Origin of the sequence: Streptomyces sedi (assembly GCF_006335015.1) — a bacterium.
GTDB lineage: Bacteria > Actinomycetota > Actinomycetes > Streptomycetales > Streptomycetaceae > Streptomyces > Streptomyces sedi.
Genome location: NZ_VDGT01000004.1, coordinates 34,408 through 49,471, shown reverse-complemented (window position 1 = coordinate 49,471; position 15,064 = coordinate 34,408). Strand labels below are relative to the sequence as shown.

General features: G+C 68.8%; 19 protein-coding genes. 14 read left to right on the top strand and 5 right to left on the bottom strand.

Going from position 1 to position 15,064, the window contains the following annotated elements:
- Positions 1-33 precede the first annotated feature (33 nt).
- Positions 34-294 (bottom strand): hypothetical protein, encoded by a 261-nt coding sequence (locus tag FH715_RS06955; protein WP_139641861.1) that lies wholly within the window; start codon positions 292-294, stop codon positions 34-36.
- Between the two features lie 255 nt (positions 295-549).
- Here FH715_RS06955 and FH715_RS06950 point away from each other — a divergent pair, with 255 nt between their 5' ends.
- From FH715_RS06950 to FH715_RS06925, 6 genes are all read left to right on the top strand, one after another.
- Positions 550-1,416 (top strand): glycoside hydrolase family 16 protein, encoded by an 867-nt coding sequence (locus tag FH715_RS06950; protein WP_139641859.1) that lies wholly within the window; start codon positions 550-552, stop codon positions 1,414-1,416.
- A 124-nt stretch (positions 1,417-1,540) separates the two neighbouring features.
- Positions 1,541-2,419 (top strand): LLM class F420-dependent oxidoreductase, encoded by an 879-nt coding sequence (locus tag FH715_RS06945; RefSeq protein WP_139641856.1) that lies wholly within the window; start codon positions 1,541-1,543, stop codon positions 2,417-2,419.
- Positions 2,420-2,533: 114 nt separating this feature from the next.
- Positions 2,534-3,118, top strand: coding sequence for an HhH-GPD-type base excision DNA repair protein (locus FH715_RS06940; protein ID WP_139641854.1), 585 nt, complete (start codon positions 2,534-2,536; stop codon positions 3,116-3,118).
- Between the two features lie 38 nt (positions 3,119-3,156).
- Positions 3,157-3,879: a phosphotransferase gene (locus tag FH715_RS06935; RefSeq protein WP_139641852.1), complete on the top strand. Its 723-nt coding sequence runs from the start codon at positions 3,157-3,159 to the stop codon at positions 3,877-3,879.
- A 218-nt stretch (positions 3,880-4,097) separates the two neighbouring features.
- Positions 4,098-4,358, top strand: coding sequence for a hypothetical protein (locus tag FH715_RS06930; protein WP_139641850.1), 261 nt, complete (start codon positions 4,098-4,100; stop codon positions 4,356-4,358).
- A gap of 171 nt (positions 4,359-4,529) precedes the next feature.
- Positions 4,530-4,919, top strand: coding sequence for a hypothetical protein (locus FH715_RS06925; protein WP_246108608.1), 390 nt, complete (start codon positions 4,530-4,532; stop codon positions 4,917-4,919).
- 1,027 nt (positions 4,920-5,946) lie between these two features.
- Here FH715_RS06925 and FH715_RS06920 read toward each other — a convergent pair.
- The 4 genes from FH715_RS06920 to FH715_RS06905 all read right to left on the bottom strand — a co-directional run bounded on the left by FH715_RS06920 (position 5,947) and on the right by FH715_RS06905 (position 9,600).
- The gene (locus FH715_RS06920) at positions 5,947-6,492 is read right to left on the bottom strand and encodes a hypothetical protein (RefSeq protein ID WP_139641848.1); all 546 of its coding nucleotides are present in this window, start codon (positions 6,490-6,492) and stop codon (positions 5,947-5,949) included.
- Positions 6,458-7,831 (bottom strand): AAA family ATPase, encoded by a 1,374-nt coding sequence (locus FH715_RS06915; RefSeq protein ID WP_139641846.1) that lies wholly within the window; start codon positions 7,829-7,831, stop codon positions 6,458-6,460. Before FH715_RS06915 ends, FH715_RS06920 begins: the two co-directional genes overlap by 35 nt.
- Positions 7,832-8,370: 539 nt before the next feature.
- Entirely contained in the window at positions 8,371-9,027 is a 657-nt protein-coding gene (locus tag FH715_RS06910) for a hypothetical protein (RefSeq protein ID WP_139641844.1), read from the bottom strand.
- 141 nt (positions 9,028-9,168) lie between these two features.
- The gene (locus FH715_RS06905; protein WP_139641842.1) at positions 9,169-9,600 is read right to left on the bottom strand and encodes an NUDIX hydrolase; all 432 of its coding nucleotides are present in this window, start codon (positions 9,598-9,600) and stop codon (positions 9,169-9,171) included.
- 85 nt (positions 9,601-9,685) lie between these two features.
- Between FH715_RS06905 and FH715_RS06900 the strand changes: the two genes are divergently transcribed.
- The 8 genes from FH715_RS06900 to FH715_RS06865 all read left to right on the top strand — a co-directional run bounded on the left by FH715_RS06900 (position 9,686) and on the right by FH715_RS06865 (position 15,063).
- Positions 9,686-10,474: a GntR family transcriptional regulator gene (locus FH715_RS06900; RefSeq protein WP_139641840.1), complete on the top strand. Its 789-nt coding sequence runs from the start codon at positions 9,686-9,688 to the stop codon at positions 10,472-10,474.
- A 207-nt stretch (positions 10,475-10,681) separates the two neighbouring features.
- Entirely contained in the window at positions 10,682-11,032 is a 351-nt protein-coding gene (locus tag FH715_RS06895) for an SCO3933 family regulatory protein (RefSeq protein WP_139641839.1), read from the top strand.
- 1 nt (position 11,033) lies between these two features.
- The gene (locus FH715_RS06890) at positions 11,034-12,374 is read left to right on the top strand and encodes an FtsK/SpoIIIE domain-containing protein (protein ID WP_139641837.1); all 1,341 of its coding nucleotides are present in this window, start codon (positions 11,034-11,036) and stop codon (positions 12,372-12,374) included.
- Between the two features lie 5 nt (positions 12,375-12,379).
- Positions 12,380-13,027, top strand: a complete 648-nt coding sequence (locus FH715_RS06885) for a DUF2637 domain-containing protein (RefSeq protein ID WP_139641835.1) — start codon at positions 12,380-12,382, stop codon at positions 13,025-13,027.
- Positions 12,966-13,151, top strand: a complete 186-nt coding sequence (locus FH715_RS06880) for a mobile element transfer protein (protein ID WP_139641833.1) — start codon at positions 12,966-12,968, stop codon at positions 13,149-13,151. The genes FH715_RS06885 and FH715_RS06880 overlap by 62 nt, the downstream gene beginning before the upstream one ends.
- Positions 13,152-13,175: 24 nt before the next feature.
- Positions 13,176-13,370, top strand: coding sequence for a hypothetical protein (locus tag FH715_RS06875; RefSeq protein WP_139641831.1), 195 nt, complete (start codon positions 13,176-13,178; stop codon positions 13,368-13,370).
- A 140-nt stretch (positions 13,371-13,510) separates the two neighbouring features.
- The gene (locus tag FH715_RS06870) at positions 13,511-14,848 is read left to right on the top strand and encodes a replication initiator (RefSeq protein WP_246108624.1); all 1,338 of its coding nucleotides are present in this window, start codon (positions 13,511-13,513) and stop codon (positions 14,846-14,848) included.
- Positions 14,845-15,063, top strand: coding sequence for a helix-turn-helix domain-containing protein (locus FH715_RS06865; RefSeq protein ID WP_170184654.1), 219 nt, complete (start codon positions 14,845-14,847; stop codon positions 15,061-15,063). The genes FH715_RS06870 and FH715_RS06865 overlap by 4 nt, the downstream gene beginning before the upstream one ends.
- The last annotated feature ends 1 nt before the right edge of the window (position 15,064 follow it).

Sequence of the window (15,064 nt, the reverse complement as noted above, 5' to 3'; positions counted from 1 at the left end):
CGCGTCGTCGACGCCTTCGCGCCCGGGGCGGCCTCAGCCCAACAGCAGCCAGGCGACCACGGCGAGCGCGATGACGCCCACCACGCCGCCCACGATCAGGCCGAGCGACGGCCCCGAAGAGACCGGGGCGTGCGGGGAGTTCGGGGAGTACGGGGCGGCCGGGCCCGCTCCGGTGGACGAGGGGCCGGCCGTGGGACCGTCGTTGACGAAGGCCTGGAACATCTGCGTGCTACCGGCCGGGTCGACGTCCTGCGGCCCCTGAGGGCCTTGCGGTGCTTGGGGATTGTGCGCCATGCCTGCCGACCCTAGCGAACGCCGCCCGCCTCGGCACAGCCGGTCACCGGCCTTTCGTGGCCGGCCGGCGGCATCGGCCGGCCGGCGCGCCCGCTGACCGTTACCGACGCGTTCGATGGCCTTCACGGCGTTCACCCCTCTTTCGGAGGAGCGGTTTTCGGCCGGTTCCGGAACCTGTCCCGCGCTCTTGCGGGGCACCTGGCGCGCGGGTCCAATGAAGTCCCCCCACGAACACGACACCTGGATGTGATGTCCATGAGCGGTGCCAGGCGTTCCCCCACCCGCCGCTGGCTCGCCGGCGGCGCGGTCCTCGCCCTCGGCCTGACCTCCCTGCTGACCGCCAACGCCCAGGCGGAGCCCGAGCCGGGTGACGTGCGGCCCACGGAGGTCGTCTTCGTCGACGACTTCGACGGCGCGGCCGGCTCGCCCGTCGACAGCTCCAAGTGGCAGATGGACCCGGGCGACAACGCGAGCAACGCCGAGTTGCAGTACTACACGGAGGGCACCGACAACGCCCAGCTCGACGGCGAGGGCAACCTCGTCATCACGGCGACCGAGGAGGGCGCCGCGAACCACCAGTGCTACTACGGCACCTGCGAGTACACCTCGGCGCGGATCAACACCGCCAGCACCTTCGCCGCCGAGTACGGCCGGGTCGAGGCGCGCATCAAGCTGCCGCAGGGGCAGGGCATCTGGCCGGCGTTCTGGATGCTGGGCTCCGACTTCCCCGGCGTTCCGTGGCCGGACAGCGGCGAGATCGACATCATGGAGCTGGTCGGCCACGAGCCGGGCACCGTCCACGGCACCGTGCACGGCCCGGGGTACTCGGGCGGCGAGGGCATCGGCAACAGCTACTCCCTGCCGGACGGCGAGACCTTCGCCGACGACTTCCACACCTTCGCCATCGACTGGGCGCCGGACTCCCTGGTGTGGTCGGTGGACGGCCAGGTCTTCCAGGAGCTGACCCCGGCCGACCTCGGCGGCGACGCCTGGGTCTTCAACAAGCCGTTCTTCATGATCCTGAACGTCGCGGTCGGCGGCAACTGGCCGGGCCCGCCGGACGACTCGACCTCGTTCCCGCAGCAGATGGTCGTCGACTACGTCAGCGTCACCACCGACTGACCGCTCCCCCGGCCCTCCCTCCCCGCCCGCCCTCGGAACCCCGGTTCCGGGGGCGGGTTCCGGAACCAGCCGAACGGCCCAGCGCCGGCCGGAACAGCGCGCCCCGCCGGGACGTTCCCGCCACATGGCACACAACCTGGCAACGGAGCTGGGCCCGGTCGGGGTCTGGCAGGTCACGCTCACCGGGGACGACGGGGCACCGACCCCGGAGTTCGTCGAAGGGGTGCGGGAGTGGGAGGAGTTGGGCTACGGCACGGTCTGGCTCGGCGGCAGTCCCCTGGTCCGGCAGGCGGGGCCGCTGCTCGCCGCCACCTCCACCCTGCGGCTGGCGACCGGGATCGCCAGCATCTGGGACGAGGAGCCGGCGACCGTGGCGGCCGAGACGGCCGCGCTCCTGGACGCGCACGGCGACCGTTTCGTGCTCGGCCTCGGCGTCAGTCACGCGGCGGTGGCCGGCGAACGCTACCGGCGGCCCTACGCGGCGATGGTCTCCTACCTGGACGCCCTCGACGCGGCGGACCGGCCGGTCCCGGCCGACCGCAGGGTGCTGGCGGCGCTCGGCCCCCGGATGCTGGAGCTGTCGCGCGACCGGGCGGCCGGCGCGCACCCCTATCTGGTCACGGAGGAGCACACGGCCGGGGCGCGCGCGACGCTGGGGCCGGACGCGCTGCTGGCGCCGGAGCTCAAGGTGGTGCTCGACACCGACCTCGCGCGGGCGCGCGAGACGGCGCGCGCCTATCTTTCGCGCTACCTGCGACTCCCGAACTACACACGGAACCTGGAGCGCCTCGGCTTCTCCCCCGAGGACTTCGACGGCGGCGGCAGCGCCCGGCTGCTGTCGGAGGTCTTCGCGCTGGGGGACGTGGACGCGGTACGGCGTCGGATCGACGCCTTCCTCGCGGCCGGCGCCGACCATGTGGCGCTCCAGGTGGTGACGGACCAGATCGGCCGCGAGCTGCCGCTCGCCGTGCTGCGCGCGTTGGCCCCGGCGCTGCCGCGCTGACCGGACTCCCCCGGCGTGCGCCGTTCCTCCCACGAGCGCGAGCGGAACGGCGCACGCCGGAGGGCGCCGGGGGAGTCACGCCGGCGTGCGCGACGGTGCTCCATGATGGGCGTTATGACCGTTGACGTACATCTCGCCCAGCACCCGGAGGCCGACGCGCTGCTCGGCCGGAGCCCGCTCGCCGCACTGGTCGGGATGCTGCTGGACCAACAGGTGCCCATGGAGTGGGCGTTCACCGGCCCCTACACGCTCGCCACCCGGCTCGGCGAGGACGACCTCGACGCCCGGCGGATCGCCGCGATGGACCCGGAGGAGTTCGCCGCGCTGTTCTCGACCAAGCCCGCCGTCCACCGCTACCCCACCTCCATGGCCAAGCGCGTCCAGGAGCTGTGCCGCCATCTGGTCGCGCACTACGACGGCGACGCCGCCGCGCTCACCCGGGGCGCCGACAGCGGCGCCGAGCTCCTCAGGAGGCTGCACGCCCTGCCCGGCTTCGGCAGGCAGAAGGCGCAGATCTTCCTGGCCCTGCTGGGCAAGCGCTTCGGCATCACCCCCGAGGGCTGGCGCGAGGCCGCCGGCCCCTACGGCGAGGAGGGCTCCTACCGTTCGGTCGCCGACATCACGGGACCCGAGTCCCTGGCGCGCGTGCGGGAGTCCAAGCAACGGGCGAAGCAGGCGGCCAAGGATTCGGCGAAGTAGCCGGTGCCGACCGCCGGCAGGACTCGTACCCTCGCACCATGGGAACGGAGAACGGCGCCCCCGCCGGGCCCCTCCTGGCCTCGGGGCGCACGGCTGATGTGTACGCGCTCCCCGGCGGCCGGGTGCTGCGCCGCTACCGGAACGGGCGCGACGCCGGGCCCGAGGCGCGGCTGCTGCTCCGCCTCGGCCGGCTCGGCTACCCGGTGCCGCGCGTCCACCCGCACCCCGAACCGGGCGAGGCCGGGCTCCCCGGCGATCTGGTGATGGAACGGCTGCACGGGCCGACGCTTCTGAGGGCCGTCCTCGACGGCTCGGAGAGCCCCGCGCGGACCGGCGCGACCCTGGCCCGGCTACTGGACCAACTCCACGCGCTGCCCGGCGGCCTGGTCCATCTCGACCTCCACCCGGAGAACGTGCTTCGCACGGCGCGCGGCCCGGTCGTCATCGACTGGTGCAACGCGCGCGAGGGCCGCCCACCGGGCCGGGACCGCGCCGTGTCGGCGCTGATCCTCGCCGAGACGGCGTCGGGACCGTACCCGGTGGCGGGGCCGATGCTGACCGCGCTGCTCGACGCGCTGCGTCCGGCGGGTGACGGCGGGGACCAACCGCCGTTCACCGAGGCCGAACTCACCTGGGCCGGCGACCTCAGGCGCGCCAACCCGACGCTCGACGCGGCCGAGAGGCGCGCCGTCGACCTCGCCCTGGAACGGGTCGCCGAACAGGCCGCGTCGCCGCCGAAGCGCACCACCGGCGACCGTTGACCCCAAGTCGCCCGACGCGCACCCTGAGTAGCGCCCGACGCGCACCGTGGCGCGCCGGCCACCAACCGGCGCCGAGGCGCGAAGAGGGGCGCCGGCAACCTCAATTTTTGCTCTGAGAGCGGGACCCGGGCCTTTTGCCCCCGGCCGGTTCGGGCATGGTAGGGAGTGACCAAGCCGACATCAGGCGGCATACCGTCCACGCTTCCGGAGCCCGGCGCATGAGCAGCGACCCCCACAGCCCCGACCGTCGAGGCCCGGGAGCTCCCGGCCTGGAGATCGGCACCATGGCACGCGACGTCACCAGCGACCAGGTCGGCCGGATCATGGCACACCTCTCCGGCCGCGTGTATCTGCGGCCCCCGGGCGGCGGTCGCGAGTGGACGGCGAACCCGGAGGACCTGCGCCCCATCAGCGCCAGCGAGTCACTGCGCGCCCGCGTCGCCGAGGCCAACCGCCGCGCCGTGCGCGGCACTCGCTGAACCCGGCCCAGCACGCGTTCCCTTCCGTTCCGTCCCCTTCCCTTCCCTTCCGGCCACGACGGCGCCGGTTCGGTTCGGTTCGGTTCGCCGGAAGCTCCCCACCCCCACGACACGAAACGACGCGCGCCGGCGGCCAACCCGCTGGCACCCTGGGGGCGTTGAGGAGGAACCATGGCACTCCCCCGCAGGGGCGCCCGACGCATCGTCGTCAACGGCACGACCTTCCGCTGGCGGGTGCGCCGACGCCCGACCTACGACCAGGGCATGGGCTGGACCCCCTGCACCTTCGCCGCCGAGCACGCGGACACCCCCGGAACCACCCTCGTCGTCACCACCGACCAACCCCACCCGAGCAACTGGATGGGACACCCGGCCGAACCCGTGCTCCCGTCCGACGTGGCCCGGGCGATCCGGCACGCCCTCCACACGGGCTGGACCCCGACGACCCCCGGCTCCCCGTTCCGCCTCGACGTGTCCATTCCGTTCCGAGCGCCGCCGTCTCACGATCCGACCCGCGGGGCGACAGCAACGACGACCAACGTCACTCCGCCGATCCAGTAGAAGATCCGCGTCCGCGCTGACGACCTCCGTGCCACCCGACGAGCCCAACGGCCCCGGAGCACCGCCCCGCGTCACCAACGACGACGCTCCCCCACGCCGGCAGGGCGAACGCGCTCGGCCAACGGGCGTCGCGCACACCGACACCGGGACGACACCACGACGAAGCCCCGACCGGCGAGCCGGTCGGGGCTTCGTGACAGCCCGGTGAAGGCTGGGCGGAGGATACGAGATTCGAACTCGTGAGGGTGTGAACCCAACACGCTTTCCAAGTCTGTTGGCGCCTCGTCGCCGACCGTTCGAGCCCGTTCACCTGAATCTGTCAGCTGCTGTGGGCCAAGCGTGACATGGGCAGCGGCCCCGCCGGACCGGCAGTGAACGCCGCTGAATGAGACGCAAAATGAGACGGGCGGCGGACGAGACTTGCTGGCACCTTGGCGGTTGGGGAGGAGCCATGGTGCTGCCCCCGCAAGGGCTCGCGACGCGTCGCCGTTAACGGCACGAACTTCTGGTGGCGGCTGCGACGACGCCCGCCATACGCCCGGGCTCTGTCCTGGACGCTCTGTGCCTTCACAGTCGAGCATGAAGCCACCCCACCAGGGCTGATTCCTAGCGACCGCAAACCCCCACTCCACCTCGCCTGGTCCGTCGACTCAACCACCTCATTGCGAGCTGATACAGAGGGTGACCTGTGCCCAATCGGCGGCTCGCCGACTGGGCGGTAAGTGGCCCTGGCCCCGAACCGACCTGTCATGCTGACATGGCCGCCTTCTGGTCTGTAGATCGAAAGAGACCGGTCATCGAAGGTCGAAGAGGCCGCCGTGAGAGCTTTGCGAGACGGTGATGGGCCGCTGGTTGCTCGCGTTGCTGTACTCCACTGCCGTACCACCGCTAAGACCCGTCACGTGTGCCGACACGGCACGCTTCGTGAAACGATTCCACGGCTTCAAATCACACCCACGTCTCCCGCCCTCGTCTGCTCAGAGGAAGAATCCGTGACACACCCGTTTCTATCTTCTGCAGCCGAAATTCAGCCCCCGTCACCCAATCTGCCGACCTCCTTGTCTGCGAGCGTCCCAGCAACCCACGCCAGGCAAGAGCCTTCTGGATCGTGCGGGCTAACCCACTGCACCCGCCTGAGCGGTCTATACCCTTCAGCGACAATACGCGAAAGACGCCCCGACCTATCGTCGCTCGAGATTATTCCGGAGCCATACGCTAAAGCCAGCTCTAACAGATGAACGTCTTTATTCAATGCCGCAATATCATCGGGGTTCCCTAGCAGATCTCTCACATGTTTCCTCAAAAGAGCACTCGGCTTATCTCTGACTTTGTTGAGTCTCCTCTTGGCGATCATCCGAGTCTGCCACATGATAGAAATCCTGGATGCATGCTTTCTCCACTCTCGATCGACCTCGGGAGAAAAATCAACGAAGACCCCCTGCCGCAGGATCGCTTCGAGCACAAGGCGAGAAGATTTGGAGCGTGGAGCGTTCGTCTCCCCTGCCTCTCGACCTACGCAGGCGTCAACGACCACTCTGTCACTCATTTTCCCCACCCTCTCCTGCTTCGGCATCAACAGCCAATCGATTCTCGACTGCATCCAGATAGCCCATTTCGGCCTCTAGTGCGATATCATCGAAGTCGATAGGCCAATCTCCAAAGCGTCCCAGCTCGTCCAATTCCGCTGTTCTCACAGTAGTGACACCCGTTTCAGGCGATCTCCCGAACCAGTGGAGGGCTGTTTGGGAAGGGCCAATTTCCCCTCGAGCCAATGACGTTTGGACCGCCTTTATAAGAAGCGAACTATGCGTTTCTGCCACGATCATTACTCCCCGTTTGGCGTGGCGAACGAGGATCCCAGCAAGAATCGACTGAGCTTTAGGGTGAAGATGAATTTCGGGTTGTTCCAAATAAACGATCTGCCCAGGTCGGGCTACCGATAGAGCAACCAGGACCGGGAGCGTCTGAGATACCCCGAAACCCACATCGGCGATATTTACTACGTCATGTGCGCCCCCTTGCTGCGCGTGCGGCATCCGACCGACGAGCAACTCAACGCTCGTGTCGTTGACCGGGCGGGCGGTAATTTTCCAAGTGAGACCCAGCTCTTCGAGGTCACGGTTCAGCGATTTTAGATGATCTGCTTTCTCTTTCCTGGGAGTCTGCCAGTCGTGGATCAAGCTGGCTACGTATTTTTCGAAAGTTCCAGGAAATGCGGACCCCACCGCCGAATTTGGATAGACCCGTTCGGGATTCCCACGAAGACCTGGGACATGGATAACATCAAGAGCGATCCGGCGAAATAGATTCACGGGGTCGTAAGGGACGCCTACTCCCGTGAGGCCCCCCATCTTAATAACTACTTCGAAAAAGCAACGATCTCTTCTTGTAAAGAGGGAGACATCTTCCTCGGAATCGAGGATTCTCCTGTAGGTCTGCTTTCGGAAATTCGGAATCTGATCGATCAGATCTCTACCCCCTTGCGTATCCTCGCGGATTCGCATTCTCTTCTGGTCTTGCTCTACCTCCATTGCTTCCAACTGCAGACCTCTCCCCCCCTTGACGAACGACAGATCCACGCTCATGCGCTTGGTGGACATCCCGATCCTCAAGATCTTCGAGGTATCTCTTTGGGATTTACCCCGTGAAAACATTTGCCTGGTCTCAGTGATCGCCACATTGGGCCCGTCCAGCAGTAGCGGACCAGGATCAAACTGTGCTTCAATGGTCTGCTTCAGCAAGAGAATTGCTTGCATAAAGCTCGACTTTCCGGCACTATTTGCCCCTCCAATGAGAGTCAAGGGTCGCACTGGAATGGAAACTTCATCTCGCAGCGACTTGTACCCTGCAACCCTGAAATGAATATTCGAGGGCCGGTTGAGATATCTCCTCTTGTTGGGATTTTCCGCCATTTTTGTTCCCTAAATTGATCGACTGCTGCCCCTGCGCTCCGTTACCTGGGCGATCGTATCTGGGCCGGCATGCCATTGGGGCATAGATGGCGGAACCGATCTGATGCGCTGAAGGACTCTTCGTCGTAGCTGCAGGGGGCGGTGGCAGCCATGCACAGTCCCTCTGCCGGGCGCCACACCCGGGCCAAGGTCGGTGGAGCGGGTTTGGGCGGTGTCCTGTCGGGGTTGGGGTCGGGCATGGGCAGGGGGCCGTACGCTTGCTCAGCTGATCGGGCGGGGCGGAGCCCTGCCCGGTTAATCCGGCCGATGGCCCCCTGTCCTTGCCCGACGCGGGCCCCGAGCCCGGCAGGTGCGTAAAGCCGTGGAGCCGACCCCCAGCCACGACGGCGCCCGGAACAGCAACCCTTCACGAACTGCACTGTGGTGCGCGGCCGGCGGCTGCGGGCCGGAGCGGGGCGGAGACAGGAGCGGCGGCCCGGGGGCCGCCGCTGCCGTGCGCGCCGCGCTTGCGCGGCGTCTTGATGTCGTAGAGAAGGTTGTTACTCACGCTGCCGGTGATTGCTGGTGGAGCTGCCGGCCGCTTGGGTCTCGGCTTCGAGGTCGGTGAAGGTGAAGCGGTCGAGTGAGGCGATGAGTTGGCTGGCGATGATCCAATCTATGTCGGGGTCGTCGAACGCGATGCTGGTGCCTCCGGTCAGCACGGGGCCGTTGTAGCTGGGCTGGTACAGGGCGCCTTGGACTCCCACCAGGCTCCAAGCCCGGACGCGTAGGGCGACGAAGCGTGCTCTGAGGTGGGGGCAGGCCCGGACGGAGAGCGTCGCGCAGGGCAGGCAGACCGGCGGGTGGGCCGTCTCCAACCCCTGTGGCCAGTCACCGGGGTTGTCCGATGCCTCACCCATGAGCCAGAGCACGCCGTCTTCGTTGCGGTCCGCCGGGCTTCCGCAGACCTGGCACAACAGGCCCGCCAGCGCGACGCGTTGGCGTAGCGGGTGGACCGCGCCGAACTTCGGCTTGCCCTTGCCCGGTGTGGAGGGGGCACGGCGCCACAGGACGCCGCCGGTGTCCCGGTCGTAGGAACGCTCGTCCGCGTACGCCAGCCGCCCACGTCGGGCCACGACCTCCGTGCGCACGGAACGTTCGCCGGTCCACTGGGTGATGTAGGGGACGGTCGTCCTGGTGGTGGTCGCCGGGCTCATCGGAGCCACCCGGTAGGCGTGTTGAGGGGCGGTTCGTCGGCCCGATGGTTCTGAGGCCATTTACCCGTCTCACGTGTGCTCGTATACTCGTGCATACAAGTTTCTCCGTGCTGGTAGGCGGCTATGGGGTATGGGTTGGTGCTAGACGAGTCGCACGCCGTCGTGCGCGCGGACCGCCGGCGGGTTGGCCCCGTCCAGGGCGTCCGTGACGCGGACCGCGTACGCCTCGTCGACCAGTGTCGAGACGTCCTCGCGGGTGACCCAGCGCAGTTCGCTGGTCTCGTCCCCGGTCGTCGGCTGGCCGCCGATGGCGGTGCAGCGGAAGACCAGGGAGACAATCAGGCCGGTCATGTTCTTGTAGACGCCCGTGAGGGCTGCGGGCGCGGCGATCTTCATGCCGGTCTCTTCGAGGACTTCGCGTTCCAGGGCCTCGGGGATCGTCTCCCCGGCCTCCAGCACGCCCCCGGGCGGTTCCCACTTGCCGTTGTCGCGCCGCTTGATCAGCAGTGCACGTCCCTGATCGTCCACGATCACTCCCGCAACGCTGACGGAGTGCGGACGCTCACGACTCATGTTCCTCGGCCCTCTCGACTGGCTAGGCTTCCCACCGTAGCAACAGAACTCAGCTTCTCGTCTAGATACCTAAAGGAGTACTTCCATGGCGCCTCTTTCCTCCGGCGTTCTCGGCTCGCTGGATTCCACCAGTGACCGGGCGGTCTTCCGCCAGATCGCCGACCGGCTGCGCGAAGCGATCGACAAGGGCCGCTTCAAGGAGGGCGCCAAGCTGCCATCGGAGTCCGAGCTGGTGGAGCACTTCGGCGTCTCCCGTATGACCGTACGCAACGCGCTCTCCGTCCTCCAGGGCGAAGGGCTGGTGCACTCCGAGCACGGCAAGGGCGTCTTCGTCCGCCCCCGGCCGCCCGTGCGGCGCCTCGCCTCCGACCGGTTCGCGCGGCGGCATCGGGATCAGGGGAAGTCCGCGTTCACGGTGGAGGCCGAGGCGGCCGGGAGCCGTCCCGAGGTGGACAACCTCCAGGTCAAGGAGGAACGCCCCACCCGCGACATCGCCACAAGGCTCGGTGAGCCGCGCAAGGTCCTGGCGCGTAGGCGGCGTTACCTGCTGGATGGGCGGCCGGTCGAGTTCGCGGCCTCGTTCCTGCCGTTGGACATCGCCCGCGACACCCCCATCGCCCAGCCCAACCCGGGTCCCGGCGGCATCTACGCCCGGTTGGAAGAACTCGGCCACCGCCTCGACCACTTCGACGAAGAGGTGCGCGCCCGGATGCCCACCCCCGCCGAGGTCAAGAGCCTCCACCTGGCCGCCGGCGTCCCCGTCATCCACCTCGTGCGCACCGCCTACGACACCGAGGGCCGCGCGGTCGAGGTCTGCGACACCGTGATGGCCGCCGACGCCTACGTGCTGGCCTACCAACTCCCCGCCAATTGACGGCACCTGACAGGACGGCTTCTTCGGGAGCCGGTCGGAACGACTCGTACACACCAACACCCATACTCGTATAGACGAGTAGTCAGAGGTGTGGCACACTGGACCACGCCACCACACCCGCGGGGCCACCGGATCGCATCTTGTCTAGACGACTAGCCGTACACGGTCGTCCCGGTGTCTGGAAAACCGTACGAGGAGTTAACGAGCGTGCGCACCATCCGAGTTGAGACCTCCGCCGCCACCATCCTGCTGACCGAGGAGCCGGCCCCCAAGGTCCGCGACCGGCAGACCGGGGAGATCGCCAAGGACGCCGTGACGGGCGAAGCGTTGATGAAGGTTGGCGTCGTCTACCTGGAGGACGGGGAATCCTCCCTCCTCCAGGTGACCGTCCCCGAGTCCGGCGTCTCCGAGGGCCTGGCCCTCGGCGGCCCGGTCGCGCTGCCGGGGCTGATCGCCCGGCCGTGGGAGTCGGTCTTCAACGGCCAGTCCCGCCACGGCATCGCCTTCCGCGCCGCCGCCGTCACCCCGGCCGCCCTCCCGGCCTCGGCGGGGGCCTGACGTGTCCGAACTGGTCACCCTGTTGAGCACCGGCGCCCCGGTGGCCGCCGCTGCCGGGGGCGCAGCCCTCGCCCGCGCGAGGTGCCCGCGTCTGTACTGGTCAACGGTCGGCCTGCCGTGGTCAGTTGTCCGGTTGCTGACCACTTACGGGTCGGTCATGGAGGCGTGCGGGCTGGCCGTTCCTCCGTCCCGGTTGCGGGCGTTGGCTGTTCGGGCGACGACGCGTCGGGAGGTGCGGCCTGTTCCGCCTCGGCGTGGGTTGGTGCGTCCGACAGCCACGGGGTTGCGGGTGCGGCTGCGGCTCGCCCCTGGGCAGGAGGTAGCCGACCTGGCCGCCGCGACCGAACGCCTCCGCCACGCGTGGAGCGTCCACGCCGTGCACGTCGCCGAGGTCAAACCGGGTGTAGTGGAACTGCGCCTGGTCGGCTTCGACGTACTCAACGACGTGCGAATGCCGAGAACGAGCGACGGCGGTGACGGGTTGCTGCGGGTGCCGGTCGCGTTGCGGGAGGACGCCACGCCGTTCGTGCGCGACTACCGCACCGTTCCGCATCAACTCACCCTCGGCGCGACGCTGTCGGGGAAGTCCATGTACCTGCGGCATCTCGTTGCCGGCCTTGCCCCGCAGCGGGTCGCGCTGGTCGGGATCGACTGCAAGCGCGGCGTCGAGCTGGCTCCGTTCGCACCACGCCTGTCGGCGCTGGCCACCGACCCGGCCGAGGCCGGTCAACTCCTGCCCGCGCTCGTGGCGTTGATGGAGGAGCGCTATGACCTCATACGCGCCCGGCAACGGGACGACGGGGCCACGTCGGATGTGTGGGGGTTGCCGGAGGAGGAACGGCCGATGCCGGTGGTGGTGTTCGTGGACGAGGTGGCGGAGCTGTTCCTGACCGCGACGCGGAAGGACGAGGAACGGCGGGACGAGTTGGTGACGCATCTCGTGCGGCTGGCGCAACTCGGCCGCGCAGCCGGGATCTACCTGGAGGTCTGTGGGCAGCGCTTCGGCGCCGAGTTGGGCAAGGGGGCCACCATGCTCCGCGCCCAGTTGACCGGTCGCGTCTGCCACCGAGTCAACGACGAAGCCTCCGCGAAGATGGCCCTCGGCGACATCGCGCCCGAAGCCGTCACGGCCGCCTGCGCCATCCCCGCCGAACGCCCCGGCCTCGCCGTGGCCGCCGATTCCTCCGGGCGTTGGACACGGGCGCGCACCCCGTACCTGTCGCTGACCGACGCTGCCACGCACTGCGCGATCCATACCCACCGGACTCCGGTGCTGCCCGCTCTTGCTCGTTTCCGGCCCGGGGCCTCGACGGCGGTCGAGACCGTACCTGCGGGGAGTTGATCGCGTTGCGTGCACATCTGATCAGGCCGGACCCGGTGTTGGTTCAGGCGGTGATCGCTGCCGCGTTGTCGTTCGCGCACATTCACGACCTGGCGGCGGCTGCCGGACAGGACGGGTGGAAGGCGTGGGCGTATCCGGTCTCCGTTGACCTGCTGTTGGTGGCGGCCTGGCGGCGACTGCGGTCCGGGAACGGGGTGGCGGCGGGTTGGTGCTGGTTCCTGATCGCCTTGGCCGCCTCGCTCGGCGCGAACATCGCGACCGCTGGCCTCCTCGACCTGGGCGACGTGCCCGACTGGCTGCGCGTCCTGGTCGCCGGCTGGCCCGCCCTCGCCTTCCTCGGCGGAACGCTCCTCGCCCACACACGCCAACTCGAACAACCTGCCTCCATCGAACCCGAGGTCGCCCCCGCCGCGCCTCCTCCTCCGCCTGTCCCGGCCGCGCTGGTGGAGCACGCGCGGAAGGTCGCCGCCGAACACCAGCAACGCACCGGCCAACCCATCGACACCGGCACACTCCGCGCCCGCCTCGGCGTCCCCGCACCGCTGGCCGAGGCCATCAACCGACAGCTTGGAACGAGGGAGATCACGCCTGATGCTGCGCCGCTTCCGCAACCTCGCCCGCCTCGGTCCGGTCCAGGTCGCCACCGGCTATGACCAGCGTGGCCGAGAGAAGCACACGGCCGCCTGCACCGCGCCCCGCTGCGGGTTCTCCGCCGAGTACGACACCCGCTCGGCCGCCGAACTCGCCGCCACCACACACCGCTGCTCCGCCCACTGAAACGCCGCTGAGGGAGACCGCACCGTGAACGTGAACCTGCCCGTGGTCGTCGTCTTCGGCCTCGCCGCCTGGGCCGCCGTGCGCCTGCTCGGCATCCGCCCATGGGCCGTGGCCCTGATCGCCCTGTTCGGCTTCTACCTCGCCGACACCTTCGCCGCCCCCGCCATCGACAACGGCACCCGCACCGGAGTCGACATCGTCAACAACCAACACGACTAGACAACTAGCCAACGAGCAACGGACCGAGGCCCCGGGGCGGAACCGATACCGCCAAGCATCCACCGCCCCCGGGACCCCCACTCCACCCACGCGCACGCAGAAGGAGCAGTCCCATCTTCACCCGCACCACCCCGCCCCCGCTGCCCGAACTCGGAAAACTCGCCGCGACCGGAACCCTGCCCGCCCTCGGCCACCAACTCGCCCGCCTCGGCGGCTGCACCCGCCCCGTTCGCCTCAACGGACACCGCACCGAACACCCCATCGACGCCACCACCGGAGAGATCGGCGCCCCGCTGCGGTCTCTGGTCTCCACCGAGCTGCCCGCCGGGAACCTGCTGACCCGCTGCAACAACCGCCGCGCCACCCGCTGCCCCGCCTGCGCCGAGACCTACCGCCGCGACACCTACCACCTCATCACCGCCGGCCTCAAAGGTGGCAAAGGCACCCCAGCACGCATCGCCACCCACCCGCGCGTCTTCGCCACCCTCACCGCCCCCAGCTTCGGCCCCGTCCACAACCGCCCCACCGCCGGTGCCCGTTGCCGCTGCGGAACCACCCACCACCCCGACGACACCCGACTCGGACAACCCCTCGACCCCGACCGCTACGACTACGAAGCCGCGGTGCTCTGGAACGCCCACGCCGGACACCTCTGGCGCCGCTTCACCATCCACCTCCGGCGGGAGATCGCCAAACGCGCCGGACTCACCCAACGCGCCCTGGCCGACCACGCCCGCGTCTCCTTCGCCAAAGTCGCCGAGTTCCAAAAACGCGGCGCCGTCCACTTCCACGCCGTCATCCGCCTCGACGGCCCCCACGGCGGCTCGACCACCCCGCCCTCGTGGGCGACCGCCGAACTGCTCACCGACGCCATCCACACCGCCGCACAACGAACCCACATCACCGGCCCCACCATCGACAGCCGAACCCACACCCTCACCTTCGGCCGCCAAACCGACGTCCGCACCATCCGCAGCACGGAATTCGACGGCGACACCGAACTCACCGACCAAGCCGTAGCCGGCTACATCGCCAAGTACGCCACCAAAGGCGCCGAGGCAACCACGGGTGCCCTCGACCGCCCCCTCAAGTTCCTCGCCGAACTCGGCCCCCTGGACATCTCCGACCACGCCCGACGCCTCATCCGAACCGCCTGGAACCTCGGCGCACGCACCAACCTCGAACACCTACGCCTGCGCGCCTGGGCCCACATGCTCGGCTTCCGAGGCCACTTCTCCACCAAATCCCGCCACTACTCCACCACCCTCGGCGCGCTTCGCGACGCCCGCGCCGAATGGAGACGCCAACAAGCCGGCGACCACGGCCCGGACGGGGAAACCACCCTCGTCATCGCCGAATGGACCTACGCCGGAGTCGGCCTCAGCCCCGCCGAAACCTGGCTCTCAGCAAGCCTCGGCCAAGCCGAACAGACCCACCGCACCACCGCCCGCGAAACGATCAGGGAGACATCGCTGTGAAGGAGTTCACCGAGACCACCACCCACACCGCCCTGCTCACCGTTGAGGAGGCGGCTCATCGGCTGCGGATCGGGCGGACGACCTGCTACGCCCTGATCTCCTCCGGCCAGATCGAGTCGGTGACCGTGGGGCGGCTGCGGCGTGTTCCCGTTGATGCCTTGGCCGCCTACGTCCACCGGTTGCGGGCTTCCTCCCGTGCCGCCCTGGCCGCGTGAG